This window comes from Mesorhizobium sp. WSM2561 (genome assembly GCF_000513915.1).
Lineage (GTDB): Bacteria > Pseudomonadota > Alphaproteobacteria > Rhizobiales > Rhizobiaceae > Mesorhizobium > Mesorhizobium muleiense.
Map to the genome: position 1 here is coordinate 60,438 of NZ_AZUX01000002.1, position 17,771 is coordinate 78,208.

At 62.5% G+C, this 17,771-nt stretch carries 15 protein-coding genes and 1 pseudogene; 11 read left to right on the forward strand and 5 right to left on the reverse strand.

What is annotated here, in order from left to right:
* The first annotated feature begins 91 nt into the window (after positions 1-91).
* The 7 genes from M727_RS0103385 to M727_RS0103415 all read left to right on the forward strand — a co-directional run bounded on the left by M727_RS0103385 (position 92) and on the right by M727_RS0103415 (position 7,198).
* Positions 92-2,401 (forward strand): EAL domain-containing protein, encoded by a 2,310-nt coding sequence (locus M727_RS0103385; RefSeq protein WP_027151484.1) that lies wholly within the window; start codon positions 92-94, stop codon positions 2,399-2,401.
* A 154-nt stretch (positions 2,402-2,555) separates the two neighbouring features.
* On the forward strand, positions 2,556-3,326 hold the full coding sequence (locus tag M727_RS0103390) for a hypothetical protein (RefSeq protein WP_236393447.1): 771 nt from the start codon (positions 2,556-2,558) through the stop codon (positions 3,324-3,326).
* A gap of 127 nt (positions 3,327-3,453) precedes the next feature.
* Positions 3,454-3,603, forward strand: a complete 150-nt coding sequence (locus tag M727_RS39635; RefSeq protein ID WP_023796799.1) for a DUF3096 domain-containing protein — start codon at positions 3,454-3,456, stop codon at positions 3,601-3,603.
* Positions 3,604-3,805: 202 nt separating this feature from the next.
* On the forward strand, positions 3,806-4,030 hold the full coding sequence (locus tag M727_RS0103400; RefSeq protein WP_027151486.1) for an aa3-type cytochrome c oxidase subunit IV: 225 nt from the start codon (positions 3,806-3,808) through the stop codon (positions 4,028-4,030).
* Positions 4,031-4,115: 85 nt separating this feature from the next.
* Positions 4,116-5,387, forward strand: a complete 1,272-nt coding sequence (locus tag M727_RS0103405) for a Re/Si-specific NAD(P)(+) transhydrogenase subunit alpha (protein ID WP_027151487.1) — start codon at positions 4,116-4,118, stop codon at positions 5,385-5,387.
* Positions 5,387-5,794 (forward strand): NAD(P) transhydrogenase subunit alpha, encoded by a 408-nt coding sequence (locus tag M727_RS0103410; RefSeq protein ID WP_036261366.1) that lies wholly within the window; start codon positions 5,387-5,389, stop codon positions 5,792-5,794. Before M727_RS0103405 ends, M727_RS0103410 begins: the two co-directional genes overlap by 1 nt.
* 6 nt (positions 5,795-5,800) lie before the next feature.
* Positions 5,801-7,198 (forward strand): NAD(P)(+) transhydrogenase (Re/Si-specific) subunit beta, encoded by a 1,398-nt coding sequence (locus M727_RS0103415; protein ID WP_027151489.1) that lies wholly within the window; start codon positions 5,801-5,803, stop codon positions 7,196-7,198.
* 210 nt (positions 7,199-7,408) lie between these two features.
* Here the strand turns inward: M727_RS0103415 and M727_RS0103420 are convergent, their stop codons facing one another.
* From M727_RS0103420 to M727_RS42910, 3 genes and pseudogenes are all read right to left on the reverse strand, one after another.
* Positions 7,409-7,828, reverse strand: coding sequence for a DUF1284 domain-containing protein (locus tag M727_RS0103420; protein ID WP_027151490.1), 420 nt, complete (start codon positions 7,826-7,828; stop codon positions 7,409-7,411).
* A complete protein-coding gene (locus tag M727_RS0103425) occupies positions 7,825-8,403 on the reverse strand; it encodes a biotin transporter BioY (protein WP_027151491.1) in 579 nt (192 codons plus the stop codon). The genes M727_RS0103420 and M727_RS0103425 overlap by 4 nt, the downstream gene beginning before the upstream one ends.
* Before the next feature lie 35 nt (positions 8,404-8,438).
* Positions 8,439-8,555, reverse strand: a pseudogene (locus M727_RS42910) (DUF1330 domain-containing protein); the annotation flags it as partial.
* A gap of 197 nt (positions 8,556-8,752) precedes the next feature.
* On the opposite strand from M727_RS42910, the gene M727_RS0103435 reads away from it, so the two are divergent.
* Complete coding sequence (locus tag M727_RS0103435; RefSeq protein ID WP_036261370.1) at positions 8,753-10,252, forward strand: hypothetical protein; 1,500 nt, start codon at positions 8,753-8,755, stop codon at positions 10,250-10,252.
* Positions 10,253-10,445: 193 nt separating this feature from the next.
* On the forward strand, positions 10,446-12,101 hold the full coding sequence (locus M727_RS0103440) for an SDR family oxidoreductase (protein WP_027151493.1): 1,656 nt from the start codon (positions 10,446-10,448) through the stop codon (positions 12,099-12,101).
* Positions 12,102-12,409: 308 nt separating this feature from the next.
* On the opposite strand, the gene M727_RS0103445 is transcribed toward M727_RS0103440, so the two are convergent.
* A complete protein-coding gene (locus M727_RS0103445; protein ID WP_027151494.1) occupies positions 12,410-13,327 on the reverse strand; it encodes a membrane protein in 918 nt (305 codons plus the stop codon).
* Positions 13,328-13,572: 245 nt separating this feature from the next.
* On the reverse strand, positions 13,573-16,044 hold the full coding sequence (gene gyrB / locus M727_RS0103450; RefSeq protein ID WP_027151495.1) for a DNA topoisomerase (ATP-hydrolyzing) subunit B: 2,472 nt from the start codon (positions 16,042-16,044) through the stop codon (positions 13,573-13,575).
* Between gyrB and M727_RS41330 the strand changes: the two genes are divergently transcribed.
* Together M727_RS41330 and M727_RS0103455 are read left to right on the forward strand one after the other, a co-directional pair.
* Positions 16,043-16,297 (forward strand): hypothetical protein, encoded by a 255-nt coding sequence (locus tag M727_RS41330; RefSeq protein WP_156941473.1) that lies wholly within the window; start codon positions 16,043-16,045, stop codon positions 16,295-16,297. The genes gyrB and M727_RS41330 overlap by 2 nt on opposite strands.
* A 94-nt stretch (positions 16,298-16,391) precedes the next feature.
* Positions 16,392-17,762: a cytochrome P450 gene (locus M727_RS0103455; RefSeq protein ID WP_027151496.1), complete on the forward strand. Its 1,371-nt coding sequence runs from the start codon at positions 16,392-16,394 to the stop codon at positions 17,760-17,762.
* Positions 17,763-17,771 lie beyond the last annotated feature (9 nt).

The window sequence follows — 17,771 nt, forward strand, 5'->3', positions numbered from 1 at the left end:
AACAGGCTTGACGCAGGCCCCGAGATGGCCCCTCTAAACCTTTCTTAATGCGGTTATGACATGACTGCGGTTCGCGCGACACCGCAAGGTCATGAACATAGATCGACCCGACGACATATCCGAGGACGTATACGTTGGCTTCGTTCGCTCGCTGTTTCGCGACGCGGGCATCTTGCTCGTTGGCGCCTTCACGCAAGGCGCTATGGCCCTGCTCGTGTATTGGAAAACGTCTGCGGCAATCTATCTCGCGCTCGCCATCCTGATGGTTGCCGCTAGTATCGGCCGTTATCTTGCGATCCGGAGGGTCAGTCCCGACACCATCGTCACCTACGAATCCGCGCTTGCCTGGGAACGCTACTACATTGTTGCCGGGACGATTCATGGGTCCGCGGTCGGACTTTTCGCGTTCGTATGCCTCTACGTGGTTCCGGACCTGTTTGGCGAGATTGCGGCGGTGTCGCTGGTGTTGGCAAGCACCATCACCATCGCCGGCCGCAATTTCGGCTCCCGAAAGATGGTCGCCATCCTGTCCGTGTCCGTGGTCGCGCCGATTGCGGTCGGCCTGATGCTGAAGGGCGACGTGTACAATGTCATTTTGGGCCTCTTCGTCATCCCCTTCATGTTCACCATCAACAAGATGGCGCATCTTGTGCGAAAGGTGCTGTTTACAGCAATCAGCGAAGAGAAGAAGGCGAACCGCCTCGCCCAGCGCTTCAATCGGGCGCTGAACACCATGTCGCACGGGCTTGTCATGCTCGGCCCTGATGGCCGGGTGGTGGTGGCCAATGCCGAAGCGGCGCACCTGATGTCGCTCAAGTCGCCCGACGCGCTGCTCGGGCGATCGATCCACGGCCTGCTGATGCGCGGCGTTGCCGGCGGCATGTTGGCGCCGAAGGACTGCCGCTACATCGAAGCCCAGCTTACGCGCGCCCTGCGCGAGGGCCGCGACCGCAAGGTTCTCGTCTCGCTAGCGAATGGGCAGCACTATGAGTTCTCGGCGCGTGAGGGCAGCCAGCAACTGGGCGTCATCACATTCGAGGATGTGACGGCCCGCGTCGAGGCAGAAAGCAAGATCCGCTTCATGGCGCGCTACGACAGCCTCACCGGCCTGCCCAACCGCGCCTATTTCCAGGAGTTGATCGGAGAGGCGATGGCATCCGGCGATCTCGAGCGTCTCTGCGGGCTCGCCGTGCTCGACCTCGACGACTTCAAGAACGTCAACGACACGCTTGGCCACCCGGTCGGCGACGGATTGATCTACGCCGTCGCGGAGCGGCTGGCAGCGATCGCCGGACCAGGCGTCACCGTCAGCCGTTTCGGCGGCGACGAGTTCATGATCTTTTTCGATCGCGTTGAGGATGAGAGCCACCTGACCAGCCAAATCGACGGGATTTTCGATGAACTGCAGGGCGAGGTCGACGTCGCCGGCCATGGGCTGCGCATCCAGGCCAGCGGTGGCGCGGTGCTTTCGCGGGTCAGGGACACCGATGTCGACGCCATGATCGTCAAGGCGGACCTCGCGCTCTACAAGGCCAAGGAACTCGGCAAGAACACTTGGCGGTTGTTCCAGGCCTCGATGGATGCGGCATTTCGCGATCGTCAGCTGATGAAGGCGGATCTGCGCACCGCAGTGGAAAGCAAGGCGCTGCGGGTGGTCTATCAGCCGATCGTCGCGATGAGCACGATGCGCATAGCCAGTTGCGAGGCGCTGTGTCGTTGGGATCACCCCGATCTCGGACCGATCTCGCCCAGCATCTTCATTCCGCTGGCCGAAGAAATGGGCATCATTTCCGAGATCAGCACATTTGTCCTGCAGGCGGCATGTGCCGAATGCGTCAAATGGCCCGACCCGACCAGCGTCTCGGTCAACCTTTCGGCCAAGGATTTCCGCAGCAGTGGCATCGTCCAGAAAGTCCGTGATGCGCTCGCCAACTCCGGCCTCTCCGCTGGCCGCTTGGAAATCGAGGTCACCGAGACCGCGCTTCTCGACGACAAATCGCTGACGCGTCAGTATATCGAGGAGCTGAAACGGCTTGGCGTGCGCATTGCGCTAGACGACTTCGGCACAGGCTATTCGAGCTTGAGCTATCTCCACAAGCTGCCGCTCGACAAGGTCAAGATTGACCGCTCGTTCCTGATGGACGTCACCCACAACCCGAGTTCGCTCGCGCTGTTGAAGGGCGTAGTCGAACTGATCAGGGTTCTCGGTCTCAACGTGACTATCGAGGGCGTTGAGACATACGAGCAGCTCAACATTCTGACGCATTCTATCAAACCGGATATGGTCCAGGGCTTTTTGTTTGGTTCAGCGCTGACAGCGTCCGGCATCGGAACGATGGCTACCACGGTCTGGCCATTCGCCATCGATAAAAAGCCGGCGGGCAAACGTGCGCTTAGCTGATTTCCGCGCTTCATTTTCGACCAACTTGACCAGACGTGCCGCGGCGGCAAGTTAAGGTTAATATTAGGTAAACGACTTCGATTGGATTTCCATCTTTTATGCCACGACCGCACACGATAGGTTTTCAGGGAAGATGGCAGAAGGGAATTGTATTGTGGCGGTATCCGATGGGGTTGTTCATGTGGATGACCGACCGACCGACCTCAGCGGGATGTCTTCCTTCTCGCGCAATGTTTCGACCCTTCTTGAGCGCGTGGAATACAGGCGCTGCGAAAGCGGTGAAGACATGGAGGCGATTTACCGGCTTCGCTACAAGGCTTACCGGCTGAACGGCTTTCTGCCTGAATCCAGCGACCAGATGATGATGGATGCGCTCGACGACACGCCGAACTGTTATCGCTTTGGTGTCTTCGTCGACAATTCCCTCGTGTGTACGCTCCGTCTTCATCATCTGACACCGAGCGAACCTTACGCGCCCGCAATGACCAGATTTGGCGATCTGCTTCATCCGCGGCTGCTTCGCGGCGAATCCTTCGTCAATCCGACGCTTCTGGCAGCCGACCCGGACTTCATATCGATGCATCGTGCCCTGCCTTACGTTACGTTGCGGCTAGCACTAATTGCCAGCGTCCACTTCCAGGTGACGGCCTGTCTCGGCGTGATCCGCAAGGAACACACGGCTTTCTACCAGCGGACTTTCGGTGCCGTGCAAGTGGGGCAACCGAGAGACTATCCTCCATTCACCGTTCCCGTGGTGCTCTATGACGCGAACTACGAGATCAATTTGGAGCGGGTACTCCAGCGTTTCCCATTCTTTCGGTCGACGCCGATGGAGCAGCGCATGCTGTTTGAGACACCTGGTGCCGGTGAACTCGCGCCGCTGACCATTCTGCCGACCGCCAAATACTACCGCGAAGCCGCCTGACAATTGGCAAATTTAGAGCGCGGCTGGAGCTTTCAGGCCGCTTCGGCGTTCTGGGAGGCGCGCCGGTGGTGCGCGGACGACGTCAATCTGCGTCGCTTCGGCGGAAATTCTACCGAAGGAACCCGACATGACCATTCCCACGCTCGCACTCACTCCGTTGATCTCGCTGATTGCCGGCGTGCTGATCCTGGTGATGCCGCGACTCCTCAACTACATCGTCGCGCTCTACCTGATCGTCGTCGGCCTGCTTGGGCTGTTTCCGCAGCTCGCCGGCTGAAAATGCCGGCAGGCGCGGCGGCGCGTTAGCCGGAAAGCAAGTGCGAGGCGGCAGCCGCGAGCGCCTCCGAAACGACATCCTGCATCTGGCGGCTCCAATTTTCTTTTGAGGCTGTTGTCTCCAGCGATGCGGCAATAGCGCCATTGCCCTTGCCCTGGCTTTTCGCTATGTGCCTGAAAGATGTCTTCGAAGGGGTATTCCTATGGCTGATCACTCGCCGACCGGTCCTGTCGAACTAGGCGCGAAGATGGACTATACCGAGCACGACCGCACCTATGCCGGTTTTCTCATGCTCGCCAAATACGGATCGCTGTTTTGCGCCGCCGTGCTTCTGGCAATGGCTTTCGGCTTCTTTGCGGGCGGCTTCTTCTCTGCCTTTGTCCTGTTCGTTCTGATCCTCGCCGTCGGCGCTTTCATTCTCCGGTAAATTCTTCAAAATCCCTTGCCCGCGACATCGCCGGAAGTTCGGCCGGCGTCCTGCGCAGACAGGTTCCAGCCGAAAGGATCATGCGGTGGGACAGACGGTTTTCATCCCTCGTGAGCTCGATGCGAACGAGCCGCGTGTTGCTGCCTCGCCCGACACTGTGAAGCGGCTGGCGGGGCTGGGCTTCGACGTCATCGTGGAAAGCGGCGCCGGCACGGCATCGCGCATTCCCGACGAGGAGTTCGCCAAGGCCGGCGCTGTGATCGGTAAGGCCGGCGATGTCGCCAAAGCCGATGTGGTGCTGAAGGTGCGCCGGCCTGATGAGACGGAGCTGAAGGCCTATCGCCCGGGCACCGCCGTTATCGCCATCATCGATCCCTATGGCAACGATGCTGCGGTCGATGCTCTGGCAAGGGCCGGCGTCACCGCCTTCTCGATGGAGTTCATGCCGCGCATCACGCGCGCCCAATCGATGGACGTCCTGTCCAGCCAGGCCAACCTCGCCGGCTACCAGGCGGTGATCGACGCGGCTGCCGAATATGACCGGGCGCTGCCGATGATGATGACGGCGGCGGGCACGGTGCCGGCGGCGAAAGCTTTCGTCATGGGCGTCGGCGTCGCCGGCCTGCAGGCGATCGCTACTGCGCGTCGTCTCGGTGCCGTGGTCACCGCCACCGACGTGCGTCCCGCCGCCAAGGAACAGGTCGCCTCGCTCGGCGCAAAGTTCTTGGCGGTCGAGGATGAGGAGTTCAAGGCGGCCGAAACGGCTGGCGGCTACGCCAAGGAAATGTCTAGGGAATACCAGGCCAAGCAAGCCGCGCTGACTGCCGAGCACATCGCCAAGCAGGACATCGTCATCACCACGGCGCTGATTCCCGGCCGTCCGGCGCCGAAGCTCGTTTCGGCCGCGATGGTCGCCTCGATGAAGCCGGGCTCGGTGATCGTCGACTTGGCGGTCGAGCGCGGCGGCAATGTCGAGGGCGCCGTGCCCGGGCAGGTGGTGACCACGGCCAACGGCGTGAAAATCGTCGGCCATCTCAACGTGCCGGGCCGCGTCGCTGCCTCCGCCTCGCTGCTCTATGCCAGGAACCTCTTTGCGTTCCTCGAGACGCTGGTCGACAAGACCGCGAAGACGCTTGCCATCAACCGCGACGACGAATTGGTCAAGGCGACGATGCTGACCGATGGTGGCCAGGTCGTGCATCCGGGCTTCGCCGGCAAGCCGGCGGTGATGATCGCCTCGGCTGAGCCTGCGAAGCCCGCCGCTGCAAAAAATCCAGCCCTGCCAAAGAAAGCTGCCGCATCCAAGAAAGCTGCCGCACCCAAATCGCCCGCTAATAAGTCGAAAGGGATCGCGTGATGGACCAGACCTTGCAGAAAGCCCTCGACCAGCTCGACCAGGCTACCGCCGCCGTCCGGCTCGCTGTGCAGGATCTGGCCACAGCTCCAGGCGACGCCGCGCACGCGCTGTCCGGCGGGGCAATCGATCCGTTCGTCTTCCGCTTCGCCATTTTCGTGCTGGCGATCTTTGTCGGCTATTACGTCGTCTGGTCGGTGACGCCGGCGCTGCACACGCCGCTGATGGCCGTCACCAACGCCATTTCCTCGGTCATCGTCGTCGGCGCGCTGCTTGCCGTCGGCATCTCGGCGTCCGGCATCGCCACCGGCTTCGGTTTCGTCGCGCTGATGCTGGTCTCGGTCAACATCTTCGGCGGCTTTCTCGTCACCCAGCGCATGCTGGCGATGTACAAGAAGAAGGACAAGTAGAGCGCCATGAACGCCAACTTCGCCTCCTTCCTCTATCTGGTCTCCGGCATCCTGTTCATCCTGGCATTGCGCGGCCTGTCGCACCCGACCACGAGCCGCCAGGGAAACATGTACGGCATGATCGGCATGGGCATCGCCATTGCCACCACGCTGGCGCTGGCGACCCCTTCGGCGGGAGGCTTCGGCCTCATCGTGCTCGGTCTTTTGATCGGCGGCTCGGTCGGCGCGGTCACCGCACGGCGCATCGCCATGACCTCGATGCCGCAGCTGGTCGCCGCCTTCCATTCGCTGGTTGGCCTTGCCGCCGTCATGGTGGCGGCTGCCGCCGTCTATGCGCCGGAAAGTTTTGACATCGGCACGGTCGCCGACATCCACGCCCAGGCGCTGATCGAGATGAGCCTCGGCGTCGCCATCGGCGCCATCACCTTCACCGGCTCGGTCATCGCCTTCCTCAAGCTCGACGGCCGCATGTCGGGCAAGCCGATCATGATCGGCGGCCGTCATTTCATCAACGCCGCCCTCGGCATCGGACTGATCGTGCTGATCGTGCTGCTCGTCACCACCGAGTCCAAGTTGGTGTTCTGGTTGATCGTGGCGGCATCGCTTGTCCTTGGCGTCCTGCTTATCATCCCGATCGGCGGCGCCGACATGCCGGTGGTCGTCTCGATGCTGAATTCCTATTCGGGCTGGGCGGCTGCGGCACTCGGCTTCACGCTTGGCAATCTGGCGCTGATCATCACCGGCGCGCTGGTCGGCTCGTCCGGCGCGATCCTGTCCTACATCATGTGCAAGGGCATGAACCGGTCGTTCATCTCGGTCATCCTCGGCGGCTTCGGCGGCGAGACGTCCGCCACTGCCGACGACGGCATCGAGCGCACGGTCAAGCAGGGCTCGGCCGACGATGCCGCCTATCTGATGATGAACGCGCAGAAGGTCATCATCGTGCCTGGTTACGGCATGGCGGTCGCCCAGGCGCAGCACGCGCTGCGCGAGATGGCCGACAAGCTCAAGGCCAATGGCGTCGACGTGAAGTACGCCATTCATCCGGTCGCCGGCCGCATGCCCGGCCACATGAACGTGCTCCTGGCCGAAGCCAACGTGCCCTATGACGAGGTGTTCGAACTCGAGGACATCAACTCCGAATTCGCGCAGGCCGATGTCGCCTATGTCATCGGCGCCAACGACGTCACCAATCCGTCCGCCCGCGACGACAAGAGTTCACCGATCTACGGCATGCCGATCCTCGACGTCGACAAGGCCCGCACCTGCCTGTTCGTCAAGCGCTCGCTCGGCTCCGGCTATGCCGGCATTGACAACACGCTGTTCTACAAGGACGGCACCATGATGCTGCTCGGCGACGCCAAGAAGATGACCGAAGAGATCGTCAAGGCCATGGATCACTGATCCGGGTTGGCGACCCCGATACATCGCTAGTTGCTCGAAACAGAAACCCGGTTCCGCCCAAGAGGCCGAAGCTTTCCGAGCGGCAACAATCAGCGATCTTGCAGAGCTGTTTTCGATTTCACGCCCGACCGTCTACCGACCGGCAGGCGGCCAAAGCCGTCTGGCAGACGGCGTGAGCTTCCGGAATCGTCCAACTGCGAGCGTTGCCTTTCACCGGAGCGCCACCGTTCCATAGTCTGAATCGGCGATTGAACTGCAAAGGTCAAACCACTCGCACCCGCCGCAAGCACCCCGGGTACGGCCCGAAGAGAACGCATCGCGCATAGTTCGCAGAAGCGAGGGATGGAGCTGAAGTTCCATGTCCTCGGCAATCGAGTACCCCAGAAGCGTACCAACACTGGCCGCCGCCTGACGGTCGCGCTCCGTCACGCTGTCGCGAAGGCAGTGCGGCTCCGCCTCACCGAGCAGGGGCGCGCAAATATCGTCAGGCCCGGAGACGATCCGGATGTGTTCGCCTGCGGAGAGCCGAGCCGCGATCGCGTCGAAATTGGCGACGAACGCAGCGCTGTAACCCTTGCCTCCGTAAGTCAGCAGGCAAAGGAGATGGTGCGGCCGCAGCCGGACGGTCATTTTTGCGCGCGGGTCATGAGCTTGAGCGTCACCGCGGCCAATGCCGACTTGAGCGCCCCGCCGATCAGGAACGGCGTGACGCCGTGGACAACTGCCTGTTCGATGCCAATGGCGACGGAAAGCCATGCTGCGCCCAGCACGAGGCAAAGCGCGTTGCCCAGGAGCATGGAGACGAACGCCAGCCAGGGGCGGTTGCCGTTCCAGCCGCGCTCCGCCAACCATCCCGTGAGCGCGCCGACCACGGGGAAGGCAAAGAGGTATCCGGCGGTCGGGCCGACAAAGTGATGCGCACCGGCAGCGCCCCCAGATAGAACCGGCAACCCGATCGCGCCTTCGACCAACCATGCAACGATCGTGGCCGCGCCGAGTCTCCAGCCATAGACCGCGCCGATCAGGGTGACCGCAAAGGTCTGCATGGTCACGGGCACCGGAACCATAGGCACTTCGATGTAAGACGCCAATGCCAGAAATACGGTTCCCAGGCCGACCGCCCCGATCTGCCAGGACAGCGACCAGTCGCGGATGCGCGGCGCGCTTGAAGCCGCGTGGCTGGCTGGGGTGGGGTTATGAGGCATATGTGTTCTCTTTCGTAGTGGCTGTGAAGCAGGCGCTATGCCTGACTTGCGGGATTGAACGACGTGCCGCCCGGGAGGACGGAGTAGCGGATCAGGCGGCTGTCGGCAACGCCGGCTTGCCGATGCTTCATGGCGGCGCGACAAACGGGGTCGGAAGTCACAGTCCTGGGTTTCGCGACAAAATCGCCAGCGTTGAACTCTTCAACAAATTCCTGTCGCAAAACCCACGCGCAAAAAGTCGCCGATTTGCGACAGATATCTGCGACGCTTTTTGTACTTGCTTTGGATTCAGCACTACGATGGGCAAGTTCTGTTCCGATGGACGGATTTGTCACCAACGGAGGCACCGGTGTCTGGCCCCCAGCCTGTCGCTTCGCCGACCAAGACCGGCTCGCCCACGAAGGCCAGCCTGCCGGCCCCCGGAAAGGCGCCGCGCAAGCTCAGCCAGGCAGTGGTGATCGTGCATGGCATGGGAGAACAACGGCCGATGGGCACGCTGAGGGAATTTGTTCAGGCTGTTTGGAGTCATGACCCCGCCCGCGCGCCGTTTTATGCCCAAGTCGCCGATCCGGGCGGTCCCGCCGGCTCGAAGATCAACCGGAGCTGGATCACGCCCGACAGCCGGACGAATTCGCACGAGCTTCGCCGGATCACCACCCCTTACGATGTCGATGGCCGCCGCACTGATTTCTACGAGCTTTACTGGGCCGACATCACGCAAGGCACGACGCGGGGCCGGCTTGCGGCCTGGGTGACAAATCTGCTCTGGCGCAAGCCCGCCGACATTCCGCGCGACGCCCGCGGGCTCTATGTCGTTACGCTTCTGGCAGTCATAACAGTCTTGGTCGCGGCGTTCGTGCTCGCGACGTCGGCCCTGCAAGGGTATATTTCCTGGATCACGGGCATGCTCGCCACGATCCTGGCCTCGTTCGTCGTCTGGGCGGTGGACCGGTTTGGTCTTCCTTATTTCGGTGATGTGGCCGCCTATGTGCGGGCTGAAGCGGCAACGGTCGAGAAGCGCGCGCTTGTCCGCGACCGTGGCCTGACACTGTTGAGGCGCCTCATGCTGGACGACGGCTACGACCGCATCGTGCTGGTCTCGCACAGCTTGGGATCGATTATCGCCTACGATCTGCTGCAGATATTATGGGCCGATTTCAGGCCCCGAAAGCTGGAAGCCGCCCGCGACAAGGCGAGACTGAAAGCGATCCGCGCCGTCGACAAGGCTACGCTCAAGTCAGATGGTTCTGCGTGGCCCGACAAATTGGATGATTTTGCCGGATTCCGGCGCGCCCAATGGGAGCTCTACCGCCACCTCCGCGCCGGCGACGCCGATCATCCATTGCCTTGGAAGATCAGCGATTTCGTCACGCTCGGCAGTCCGCTGACCCACAGCGAATTTCTGGTGACCTTCAATCTCGCCGAATTCAGGCGCGGCGTCGCTGAGCGGCTGTTCTCGGCATGTCCGCCGATCGCCGAGACGGCGGCCGGTGGAACCGTCCTCTATCAGGAAGGGCGCAGCCGTTCGGGCAAGCCGCAGCGGGCGGTGCATCACGGTGCGGTGTTTGCCGCGACGCGCTGGACCAATATCTTCGACAGGGGCAATGGCTGGCTGACCGGCGACCCGATCTCAGGACCGATGGCGGAAAATTTCGGCCCCGGCGTGGAGAACATTCAGGTCGAACTGCGCAGTTCGCTTGGCCGCATCTTCACGCACAGGCTCTACTGGTCGCTGAAGGCGACCGGCGTCGAGGTCGCGGCAGCCGCCGGCACCCCGCCGCGCTCGCATATCGGCGTGCTGCGTGACGCCGTCGATCTCCGCCGCAAACTGGAACGACCCGAAGTATAAAGCGGATAGCGCGCCGGAGCATGCCAATACCGCAAATATCCGGTGCGCAGTCTCACAAAAAACCGAAAAGAGTTCTCAATAACCTCGATAAGTTGGTGCGATCAATGTCAAGCGGCTTTCGAAAATTGCCTCACCGCAAATCGAAAATTGCGACGGTTCTGTCGCTGAAAAGCGGAAACGTTTGGCAGCACGCATGCGAATCCTGATCCTGGGCGGATACGGCGTTTTCGGCGGGCGCCTGGCGGAACTTCTATCCGACATACCGGAGATTGAACTCATCATCTGCGGCCGCGACTTCTCTCGTGCCGACGCGTTCTGCGCGCGTTACAGAGGGCAGGCCCGGGTTCGGTCGCTTGCGCTTGATCGCGTAGAAATTGTGGCCGGCCTGCGCGCGCAACGGCCCAATCTGGTCGTCGACGCGTCCGGGCCGTTCCAAGATTATGGGACCAATCGCTATCGTGTGATTTCGGCCTGCATCGACGCTAGCATCGACTATCTCGACTTTGCCGACGCCGCCGACTTTGTGTTCGGCGTGCCTCAGTTCGACGCGCAAGCAAAGGACGCAGGCATATTCATTCTATCGGGCATCAGCAGCTTTCCTGTGCTGACCGCCGCCGTCCTGCGCGAGATGGCGAAGACGATGGACATCGTCTCTGTGAAAGGCGGCATCGCCCCTTCGCCCTATGCCGGAATCGGCCTCAACGTCATGCGTGCGGTGGTGGGCTATGCCGGCGCTCCGGTGAAGCTGCGACGACATGGGGTGCAATCGCATGGCATCGCTCTGGCTGAAAGCATGCGCTTCACCATCGCGGTGCCGGGCCGGCTGCCGCTCCGGAACATCCGTTTCTCGCTGGTGGACGTGCCGGACTTGCAGGTCATCCCGCCCGAGCATCCCTCAATGACCGATATCTGGATGGGAGCCGGGCCAGTCCCGGAAATCTTGCACCGGACACTCAACCTCCTGGCGAAGGCGCGCGCGAGGTTCAGGCTCTCGTCGCTGGAACCCTTCTCGCGTCTCTTCTACGCGGTGCTCAACCGAATGCGTTTTGGCGAGCATCGCGGCGGTATGTTCGTCAGCGCGTACGGCACCACGGATGGGCAGGACGCCGAACGGAGCTGGCATCTTTTGGCCGAAGGGGATGACGGGCCATACATCCCATCGATGGCCATCGAAGCGATCCTCCGTAAATTGCTGGCGGGCACTCGTCCGGAGGCCGGAGCACGGTCCGGGGTTCGCGCCCTTGAGCTTGCAGACTATGAGGCGCTGTTCCAAAGCCGGAAGATATTCACCGGGTTTCGGGAACACGAGATCGTTGCGCCCCTGTACTGCGGGATTCTCGGATCCGCCTTCTTCTCACTTGCTCCGCGCCTTCAGGATCTGCATGGCAGCACCGCCACCCGCCAATGGACGGGCTTCGCGGAGGTACGACGCGGTCGCCGCCCGGCGGCCGCTTTCGTGGCGGCGCTTGTCGGCTTCCCGAAAGCTGCGCCACGGGTGCCGGTCACGGTGACACTTTCGCCCGAGAACCGCTCTGAACACTGGATCCGTAGTTTCGACGGCAAGTGTTTTTCTTCGATTCAGTCGGCCGGCACTGGGAGGGACCAGCATCTTCTGGTGGAACGGTTTGGGATCGCGTCCTTCGCGTTGGCTCTGGTGGTGGACGGCGATCGTCTGACCTTGGTTCCGAGACGATGGTCGCTGCTGGGTATTCCAATGCCCGGCTTCCTCCTTCCCAAAGGATCGAGCTTCGAAACGGAACGGGACGGGCAATTCTGCTTCGATGTGGAAATTTCGATGCCGTTGATCGGCCTGATCGTGGCGTATCGGGGGACGCTCAGCCCAACCTGAATAGGTTGAGCCAAAGACAGGTAACGGTAACGGTGTGACACCCGCACCTGGGCAAAAAATCCTGGATTCGGTGTGGAGGACCAGCAGCCTGCCGCCGGTACCCCGCCGCGCTCGCATATCGGCGTGTTGCGTGACGCCGTCGATCTCGGCCGCAAACTGGAGCCAAGCCAGCCGGCACCGACGACTTCTGCCGGAAGATAGGGCACGCTCGTTTGGGCGAACCGGCGTGCAGTTCATGGCGATGACGTCGTCAAAACCGGTCGATGCCGGGGAAAGTCTCGGCGTCGATAGAGCCCCTCAAGCACCGATCAACGGTTGGTCAGGAAGACCGCCTCCTCGTCGTCGCGCTGCCGGCCCCCAAGTGCTGCCGCGGCGCTTGCGATGAAAGCGCCGACGACCAGGGACAGCGCGCCAAGCAGCGCGAAGGTAGCACCGGCTTTCCTGGCCGTATCGGCAGCCTGCTGGGCCTGGACCTTCGCCTCTTCGACCCTGGCAAGCACTGCATCGACACGGGCCCTGGCATCGGGTTCCGACAGCCCGGTGCGGGCGGCTACCAACTGCGACAGATAGGTCTTGTCGTCGGCTGACACTTCGCCTGCTGCTGCGCTCGCGATCAAAATGCGCGAGGCCTGCGCCGTCGCCGCTGCATCGCTCTCCGGGTTGGCGGCAGCAAGCCTGGCCGCATCGGCCGGGCGGAACAACGCATCGACGAAGTACGACGTTGCGTTGTCGGTCGCGGCGCCTCCGGCGTTTGCAGTAGCACCTGCCGAAGCGCCCATTGCCGCGCCCGACGCGACTGTCGAAGCGGCGTGGACGCCGGTTCCGACAGCTGCGGAGAGCGCCGAGCCGAGCACACCGGCGACGAGCAACGTTGCAAGCGCCCAGGCGAGGAAGCCGTGTGCGGTATCGCGGAAAAAGACCTCATCGGTGTGGACGCCGACCCATTTGGTGCGTAGGCGCCCGGCAAGATAACCGCCTACGGCCGACGACAGCCACTGCACGATGATCAGCCACGCAGCCGTGGAGGCCGCGAAAGTTGTGACTGAGGTGCTCAAGCCGGACCACGGCGAAACCATCGTCAGCCCGAGCCCGGAGCCGAGCAGCATCAGGATCAATGTTAGCGTCGAGGCAGCAAAGGCGCCGGCCACGATTGGCCCCCAGCTGACAGCGGTAGAAGAGGATTCCGTCGGTGCGGAAACGTCGACAGTCGTTAGGGTTGACTGCATGTCGGCCCCCTAACGTGCGAAAAGCATGATGAGAATAATGATCGGAATCGGGACTCCGAGAAGCCAGAGCAAAATGCCACGTCCCATGAGTGCCTCCTGCGGCGATTGTGATCGATTACAATGCCTTGGATGCTCTTCCGTTCCGACCGGCCCTCATGATCCTTTGTTGCGACGCAGCAGGGATCGTTGATGGGCCTGGGCCTACCAATACCTTAAGTGTCCGAAGCTGAGCAGCTGCTTGGGCTTTAAATATCCAGGTTGGCGACCGACAGCGCGTTTTCTTGGATGAACTCGCGCCTGGGCTCGACTTCGTCGCCCATCAGCCGCGAGAACAGACTGTCCGCATCGGTGGCGTCATTGACCTTGACTTGTAAAAGCGAGCGCACATTCGGGTCGAGCGTGGTCTCCCAGAGCTGCTCGGCGTTCATTTCGCCGAGGCCCTTGTAGCGCTGCATGGTCAGGCCCTTGCGGCCGGTGGCAAACACGGCATTGAGCAGCGCCAGCGGTCCCGAGATGGTTTCGGATACATCCTTGCGGCGCAGCACCGGCGGCTCGCCATAGACTTCTGCGAGGCGCGGCGCATAGCGGTCGAGTTGGCGGGCGTCGGCCGAATTGATCAGCGCGAGATCGAGATGCGCGAACTCCTTGACGCTGCGCACCGTGCGCTCGAACACATAGCCGCCAACCCCTTCGTTTGAGGTCGACATGCGGCCGGTCCAGCCGCGTTCGGTGTCCTCGGCGATGATGTCGAGGCGCCGGGCGACACGCTCGGCCATAGCGTTGGCCCGGCCGAGATCGACGAAGACGTCCGGATTGAGCGCGCCGGCGATCGCCGCCTGCTCGACCACGCCTCTGTTATAGCGGGTGTGCAGCCCGTTGATGAGCTGGCGCACTGCCAGCGCATCGTCGATGGCGCTGCGCAGGTCCTGCCCGGCCCGCACCTCGCCGGTGCTGAGCGCAAGCGACGCCTCTTCCAGTCCTGAGCCGATCAGGAATTCCTCGAAGGCGCTTTCGTCCTTGATGTATTGCGAGCTCTTGCCGCGCGTCACTTTGTAGAGCGGCGGCTGGGCGATGTAGAGATGCCCGCGCTCGATCAGCTCCGGCATCTGCCGGAAGAAGAAGGTCAGCAGCAAGGTGCGGATGTGGGCGCCGTCGACGTCGGCGTCGGTCATCAGGATGATCTTGTGGTAGCGCAATTTGTCTGCGTTGAACTCGTCCTTGCCGATCGAGGTGCCGAGCGCGGTGATCAGCGTGCCGATCATGTCGGAGCCGAGCATACGGTCGAATCGGGCCCGCTCGACGTTGAGGATCTTGCCGCGCAGCGGAAGAATGGCCTGGTTCTGGCGCGAACGGCCGCCCTTGGCCGAGCCGCCGGCGCTGTCGCCCTCGACGATGAAGATTTCGGACTTCGCCGGGTCGCGTTCCTGGCAGTCGGCCAGCTTGCCGGGCAGCGAAGTGACGCCGAGCGAGCTCTTGCGGGTGATGTCGCGCGCCTTGCGCGCGGCTTCGCGCGCCGCTGCCGCCTGGATGACCTTCTCGATGACCACCTTGCCCTCGGTCGGGTGCTCTTCGAGCCAGGTGCCGAGGGCCTCGTTGACGAGCCCTTCCACCACCGGGCGGACTTCGGACGAGACCAGCTTGTCCTTGGTCTGCGAGGAGAATTTCGGGTCGGGAACCTTGACCGACAGCACGGCCGTCAGCCCTTCGCGGCAATCGTCGCCGATCAGCGCCACCTTCTCCTTTTTGGTGAGGCCCGTGGATTCGCCATAGCCGGTAATCTGGCGCGTCAGCGCGCCGCGGAAACCGGCAAGATGCGTGCCGCCGTCCCGCTGCGGAATGTTGTTGGTGAAGGCCAGCACGTTCTCGTGGTAGCTGTCGTTCCACCACATGGCGACTTCGACGGTGATACCGTCGCGCTCGGCCTTGATGGCAATCGGCTTGTCGATCAGTGGCTTCTTGACGCGGTCGAGATATCTGACGAACTCCTCGAGTCCGCCATCGTAGTGCAGCTCATGGCGCACGACGTCGGCATGGCGGGCATCTGTCAAAATGATGCGCACGCCGGAATTCAGGAAGGCGAGTTCGCGCAGCCGGTGCTCCAGCGTGCCGAGGTCGAACTCGACCATGGTGAAGGTCTCGGTCGACGGAAAGAAGGTGATCTCGCTGCCGCTGCGCCCCTCATAGGTGCCGGCAACCTTGCGCTGCTCATAGCTGCCGGTGACCCTCAGCGGTCCGTCGGCATTGCCATGCGAGAAGCTCATCTCGTAGATCTGGCCGTTGCGGCGGATTTTCAGCTTCAGCCAGGCCGACAGCGCGTTGACGACGGAGACGCCGACGCCGTGGAGGCCACCAGACACCTTGTAGGAGTTCTGGTCGAACTTGCCGCCGGCATGCAGCTGCGTCATGATCACTTCGGCCGCCGAAATGCCTTCGCCCGTGTGGATATCGGTCGGAATGCCGCGGCCATTGTCGATGACCGTCACCGAACCGTCGGGGTTGAGCGTCACCGTGACCAGGTCGGCATGGCCGGCCAGCGCCTCGTCGATGGCGTTGTCGACGACCTCATAGACCATGTGATGCAGGCCCGAGCCGTCGTCGGTATCGCCGATATACATGCCGGGCCGCTTGCGGACGGCGTCCAAGCCCTTCAAAACCTTGATAGAATCGGCGCCGTACTCGGCCTCAGCGCCGTTGGCGTTGTCGATCTGATCGCTCATGAAAACCTGTCTGATTGATGCCGCACATCCAGCGCAAAAAATCGGCTCCGAATCGCGCGTCCTTGATGGCCCAGATATAGGTGCAAAAGGCGGTTTTTCCAAGGTTTGCAAGCATTTCCGAATGGAAGAAGAGCACGCCTGGCGGACCACGGCATCGGACCCAAAAAGTGGAACCGGTTTTGGGAACAGAGCGGCCGCACAAGAGCGGGCCGACCTGTTCCCGACGATCATCTACTCTGCCGTGCCCCGGTGACATTTCCGGAGAGCGGGAGCTTCGCCCTTGCCGTTCAGCAACATGGACGCTTGGCTTGCCAGCCACTACATTGAGTTCACCAGCGGAGCACGCCATGGACAGTCAGCCCGCCCCCTTTGTCCCGCCGGCGCCGAAGCCGCGCACGTCGCCGCCTTCGACGCTGGAGATGATCCGCATCGTCTATCGCAATCCGCTCGAACTGTGGGGCGAGCCGACCTACAACCAGCCTTGGATTTCGGTGACCGGCATCGGCGGGCCGCTGGTCATCGCCAACGATCCCGGCCTCATTCGCCACGTGCTGGTCGACAATGCCAAAAACTACAAGATGGCGACGGTGCGCCAGATGATCCTGCGGCCGATCCTGCGCGACGGCCTGCTGACCGCCGAGGGTGAGGTCTGGCGGCGTTCACGCAAGGCGATGGCGCCGGTGTTCACGCCGCGCCACATCTTCGGTTTTGCCGAGCCGATGCTGAGGCGTACGCGGGAGTTCGTCACCCGCTACGAGGGCGGCGGCACGTCGGACATCGCCCACGACATGACGCTGCTTACCTTTGACATCCTGGCCGAGACACTGTTTTCCGGTGAGATATCGGGTGAGCCGGGCAGCTTCGCCAAGGAGATCGACCGGCTGTTCGAAACCATGGGCCGCGTCGATCCGCTCGACCTGTTGCGGGCGCCAGACTGGCTGCCGCGCCTGACCCGCATCCGCGGCCGCAAAACCATGGCCTATTTCCGCAAGATCGTCACCGACACTGTCAAGATGCGCGAAGAGCGGGTCAAGCACGATCCGGACAAGGTGCCGCAGGATTTCCTCACGCTTTTGCTCAAGGCGGAGGGACCGGACGGGCTGACGCGCGCCGAGGTCGAGGACAACATCATCACCTTCATCGGCGCCGGTCACGAGACCACGGCGCGTGCGCTTGGCTGGACACTCTATTGCCTGGCTGAAGCGCCTTGGGAGCGCGAAAAGGTCGAGCGCGAGATCGACGCGGTGCTGGCGCGCGAGCCCGACCCGACAAAGTGGCTCGACGCCATGCCGTTCACCCGCGCCGCCTTCGAGGAGGGGCTCAGGCTTTATCCGCCGGCGCCGTCGATCAACCGCGAGCCGATCGAGCCTGAAACCTGGAACGGCCTCTACATACCGAGGCGTGCTGCGGTGCTGGTCATGCCCTGGGTCGTCCACCGCCATCGCAAGCTATGGGACCGGCCCGACGCCTTCATGCCCGAACGTTTCCATCCGGGAAATCGCGAGAAGATCGACCGTTTTCAGTATTTGCCGTTCGGCGCCGGTCCTCGCGTCTGCATCGGCGCCAGCTTTGCCATGCAGGAGGCGATCATCGCTCTTGCGATCATGCTGTCGCGCTTCCGCTTCGATACCACCGCCGAGACCAAACCATGGCCGGTGCAGAAACTGACGACGCAACCGCAGGGCGGCTTGCCGATGCAGGTCACGCGGCGCCTTTGAACTGCCTGA